The organism is Methylobacterium sp. J-001, assembly GCF_022829565.1.
Lineage (GTDB): Bacteria > Pseudomonadota > Alphaproteobacteria > Rhizobiales > Beijerinckiaceae > Methylobacterium.
Map to the genome: position 1 here is coordinate 1 of NZ_JAKSYN010000048.1, position 4,132 is coordinate 4,132.

Consider the following 4,132-nt stretch of genomic DNA (forward strand, 5'->3'; position numbering starts at 1 on the left):
ACCGCGTCTTCAAATCCTACGCCGACATCCTCGACCACTGCTGCCACGCCTGGAACACCCTCATCGACCGACCCTGGCGTATCATCTCCATCGGACTGCGCGCCTGGGCTCATGGGTTCTGATCAATGAGGATCGGTATAAATCGGACCGTGTTTGTAACCACCTCGCGGGCATTTGATGACGAAGGTTCGTTGGGCCCTCCTAGCAACGTCCGCATTATTTCTAGTGTTCGGGGCGATCCTGGCTTACTCCGGTCAGCCCGTAGAAGAAGCAACAGCCGGCCATCATATAAAGATCTGGGCGCTTTCTTTTGCGTCGTTCTTTGCGTTTTGCATGTCGTTTCTGAAGGGCTAGATTTCAGCGCGTGATGGTGCTGGAGTTGGCCATGCTGCAACCCCCCGGCTCGAGTTAGTGTTTGCTTGTGGCCAGGTGCCTCAAAGCGCCCTAGGTCCCGGAGCCACCCTCCGAGAGACCCGTCATGGCCATTCCCACCACGACCGAAGTTGCCGACGAGCCGAACGACGACATGGCGATGATCACCGGACTCATTGCACGCAAAGAGGCCGGTGAGCCGGTCGATGCGGACATCCTGGCGCTTTTGACCGACATGGAGCAGGTCGGGCTGACCAATACGGAAGCCTACGTGGCGCTGGACGCCTACCGGCCCGGATCGGCAGTCGGCGCGACAGGCGGAGAGGATGAGGCTGTGTCCGAGGCGTAGCCGACGAGGCACCGAGCTGAGCCATGCGAGCGGTGCGGGATCGGCCGCAGGCCCGTGTCGATGGGAGGCGCGTTCATGCCGCCGCTCCATCGCTATCGACCAGGATGTGCGCTGGCGCATGCCGAACAGCGTCAGCCGCCGCCAGATACGATCCAGCAATGATGCTGGAGGCGGTCATGGATCGGTCGGATAACGTCGTGCAGCTGCATCCGCCGAGCACGCGCAATCGAGCTGTCGCTCGTAGCAGGCACGAGCCAGAACGGGGCCTCGCCGATGTGCTCGTAGTTGGCGGGGCACTGACCGGTCTGATGCTCATCGCGCAGCAGCTCGTGCTCGGATTGAGCGCTGGATGAGGATCGGTCCTTGATCCTCTCCTTCGTTGTTCGCCGGGGCGCACGCGCTGCCACCCCCGTCGAACCGCGAACCCGCTCGCGCCGTTGTCGAGCCGATGCCCAATTTGACGATTCTCCTGAGCTCGGCTGTCGTGTTCGTCGGCGTCGGCTGGCTGATCGTGCACGCGGGTGAGCAGTATGCCGACGCGATCCGACACACTCTGTCGGTGTTCGTGCTGATGCTCGGAATGCTGGCCCTGATCGGTGTGATTGCAGAACTGCGCGTCGGCATGGGCGTGGACCGGATGTCCCATCGGATCGAGGCCCGGTCGCAGGTCGACGCTGCAAGCCCGGCGCGCTTCGTCAGGAAGCTCGACGCGGGGCTGAACCCGTAAGGCGCCCAGACCGTTGGCGATCGCCGCAGCGGCCGCCTCGATCATCTCGCGCGTAATGGTGCTGGACTCCGCCATAGCGTCAGGCCTCCACCACGTCGTAGGTCGCAGCGAAGATGTCGAGCTTGCAGGGATAGATCTCACCTTGAACGCCGCGCAGGATCCAGTCGCCCGGACGCGCAAGATGCACGCCTTCAAGGGTGCGGATCTTCAGCCCATCGTCATCCCAGAAAACCTCACCGTCGGCGCCATCGGGTCGCTCCATCGCGTCGGTCAGCCAGCCGGTCGGATCGGTCTGGAACACCGGGAACGGGCCAGTGTCGTCGTGATCCATCTGCGTGTGCAGGATGGCCTCAATCTCGACAGGCTTCTTGCGAAACTTGGGCATCAGCTCACTCCTGGTTGAACGGGTAGGCGGGATCGCGCCGGGGATCGTCCGGCGGCAGGACGGCGCGCAGGGCCTCACGGATCGCGATCTGGAGACCGGCGCAGGCCCGCACGTTCGCCCGGGTGCGCCGGACGCCGGCGGCCTTGGTGCCGGCGATCATCAAGTCGAGGGAGATCTGGTCGAGGCCGGAGAGACGGCGGGTCATTCGACCACCTCGTGATCCAGCATCATCCCGCTTGCGAGAATGACCCGCTTCAGGTCAGAGATCGGCGCATGGATTGGCGCTTCTCCACTTTCTTGCTGATGCTGCTCGCGATGTTGATCTGGTTCTCGATCGCCCCGATCAACGAGACGATGTGCAGTTCTGAATACGTGCTCGGCGTGTTGCGCGACCACACTAAAGATAGTGCGCTGAATTGCTTCGATTTTTGGCTGAACCGCTACCAGACGCTCCTCTCGGGCGTTTTGGCGCTTGCCAGCGCGATCATCGCAGCAATCCTGCTTCAGAGGCAGCTGACCGCCAATCGGATGCAGGTGGCGGCGGCAATCGGTGATCTTGATCCCGACTTCTTCCTCGAATGGGACACCAGCTTCGACGGTGGTAGTGGCGACCTGGAGGATGGCATCTTGCGCATCCAAAACTACAATCGTCGCCCAATCAGCTTGCGGCGTATTGAAATGATGTGCCCCCGAGCTGCCTTCATTCCTGCGGAGCTCAATATTGGTTCGGAGGGAGCGCGGAAACTTAGGGTGGAGCAAATTGATGGATCGACCTTCGCCTTCAACCGCTGGATAGAAGGGCGCGACCCAGTGGGTGGAGCGGTAGTCGATGTACTTCGCCTGATGATCGTCGACTACGGGGAACCGGCTCTGTCCGGTACAGACCAAGAAGTCCACGTCCGTATTGATTACCACCTTCTCGGCAACCCAACCGAGGCGCGAAGAGTCGACGTGCACGGGCTCATCCGGCGTCGGTAGATTTCTTCCCCAGCACCAGTTCTGCGCCCCGGCATGTCGGTGGGCGGTCGCGGTGAAGATCCTGGGCATCAGACTGCCCCCCCAGTTCGCCGCTCCCGCGCCTGCCGCGCGAACCACTCCGGCGCGGTCGGGACCCGCCCGGCATCCATCTCGTCGGCAAGCCGGCGCAGGCCCGCGGCTGAGATACCGACGGCGCCACAGAGCGGCTTGCCGGGCAGCGCCGGGCCGAACTTCGGGCACTCGACCAGCAGGCCGGCCGCCACCAGGGCGCGCTCGACCTTGCTGGGCGTCAGCATGGCGCACAGCACGTGATCGACACTGCGCCCGCCCGGGTACTCGCCCCAGGACACGGCGGAGACCCGCCGGCAGCTCCGCTACCACAACGCCGCCATCCGCTCCGCCTGCGGCACGCGCTGATCAGCAATCGGACATTGGTCAATGCCGAGAGATCGTATCCTGTCGTTCCTGGCGAAGGCTTGGGCGGTCTGGGCCAACACCGCGGGGATCGGCGTCATCGCGCTCGGCGTCGGCGTGGTCGTCGTGCAGGCGTTGTCGGGCCAGACTGCCGTGATCAGCGCGACCAACGTGCGGATCGAGGGCCAGGGCCCGCCCTTCCCGACGATGCGCGTCCCGTACATCACCGACCTTCGGCAATCGGCTCATGAAAAGGCTTTTTATCACCCCCTTCGGTCGCTTCAGGCTCGACGTCGTGGTGCTGCCTGTCGCGACGCCGGTGGCACCCTACCCTGCCACTTGCCGCGCCCGGCAGGCTCCCTGGCTTTGGCTGCGCCGGAACTCGGCGTCTCCGCTTCACGCTGCGGCCGCGCGGCGTGCGCGTCGAGAAAGCGCCGGCACGCGTCAAAGTCGGTCTCAGCCTCCGATGGGCAGGGGATGCCACGCTGCTCGGCCAGGCTGCGTGCGTGATCGGCCCCCACGAGGTGGTCCAAGGGTAGAGTTAGTGCACGGTGGGCCGCTCCGCCACGGGTAGCTTGGCCGGCGGAGCTGGTCTGGCAAGCGCAGCCGGCCAAGCGGAGAAGGCTGTCATGAACACCTCCGGGGCCGGCGGTCGGTATCCCAGAGAGGCATGCGGGCGCACGCCGTTGTAGTGACGTCGCCAGCTTTCGATGACGACCTGCGCTTCCCTGAGTGTGTAGAAGATCTCGCCGTTCAGGAGTTCGTCACGAAGCCGCGCGTTGAAGCTTTCGACGTAGCCGTTCTCCCACGGTGAGCCTGGTGTAATGTAGGCCGTCTTTGCTCCGACGCCGGTGATCCAAGCTTGGAGGGCCTTCGCAACGAACTCCGGGCCGTTATCCGAACGGAT

8 protein-coding genes and 1 pseudogene are annotated in these 4,132 nt (G+C 64.0%); 4 read left to right on the forward strand and 5 right to left on the reverse strand.

Annotation, left to right across the window (positions count from 1 at the left end):
• The 3 genes and pseudogenes from MKK65_RS04910 to MKK65_RS04920 all read left to right on the forward strand — a co-directional run.
• A pseudogene (locus MKK65_RS04910) lies at positions 1-122 on the forward strand (IS630 family transposase); the annotation flags it as partial.
• A gap of 356 nt (positions 123-478) precedes the next feature.
• A complete protein-coding gene (locus MKK65_RS04915; protein ID WP_243955923.1) occupies positions 479-721 on the forward strand; it encodes a hypothetical protein in 243 nt (80 codons plus the stop codon).
• 457 nt (positions 722-1,178) lie between these two features.
• Entirely contained in the window at positions 1,179-1,448 is a 270-nt protein-coding gene (locus MKK65_RS04920) for a hypothetical protein (protein ID WP_243955925.1), read from the forward strand.
• 79 nt (positions 1,449-1,527) lie between these two features.
• Here MKK65_RS04920 and MKK65_RS04925 read toward each other — a convergent pair whose 3' ends face one another.
• Both MKK65_RS04925 and MKK65_RS04930 read right to left on the reverse strand, forming a co-directional pair.
• Positions 1,528-1,833 (reverse strand): hypothetical protein, encoded by a 306-nt coding sequence (locus MKK65_RS04925; RefSeq protein WP_243955927.1) that lies wholly within the window; start codon positions 1,831-1,833, stop codon positions 1,528-1,530.
• Positions 1,834-1,837: 4 nt separating this feature from the next.
• On the reverse strand, positions 1,838-2,038 hold the full coding sequence (locus MKK65_RS04930; RefSeq protein ID WP_243955929.1) for a hypothetical protein: 201 nt from the start codon (positions 2,036-2,038) through the stop codon (positions 1,838-1,840).
• A gap of 68 nt (positions 2,039-2,106) precedes the next feature.
• Here MKK65_RS04930 and MKK65_RS04935 point away from each other — a divergent pair, with 68 nt between their 5' ends.
• Positions 2,107-2,811 carry a hypothetical protein gene (locus tag MKK65_RS04935; RefSeq protein WP_243955931.1) on the forward strand — a complete coding sequence of 235 codons (705 nt, stop codon included), beginning with the start codon at positions 2,107-2,109 and terminating at the stop codon, positions 2,809-2,811.
• A 68-nt stretch (positions 2,812-2,879) separates the two neighbouring features.
• Here the strand turns inward: MKK65_RS04935 and MKK65_RS04940 are convergent, their stop codons facing one another.
• The 3 genes from MKK65_RS04940 to MKK65_RS04950 all read right to left on the reverse strand — a co-directional run.
• Positions 2,880-3,107: a hypothetical protein gene (locus MKK65_RS04940; RefSeq protein ID WP_243955933.1), complete on the reverse strand. Its 228-nt coding sequence runs from the start codon at positions 3,105-3,107 to the stop codon at positions 2,880-2,882.
• Positions 3,108-3,185: 78 nt separating this feature from the next.
• Positions 3,186-3,395: a hypothetical protein gene (locus MKK65_RS04945; RefSeq protein WP_243955935.1), complete on the reverse strand. Its 210-nt coding sequence runs from the start codon at positions 3,393-3,395 to the stop codon at positions 3,186-3,188.
• A 371-nt stretch (positions 3,396-3,766) separates the two neighbouring features.
• Positions 3,767-4,132: integrase core domain-containing protein (locus MKK65_RS04950; protein ID WP_243955937.1), on the reverse strand; the 366-nt coding region annotated here is incomplete at its 5' end.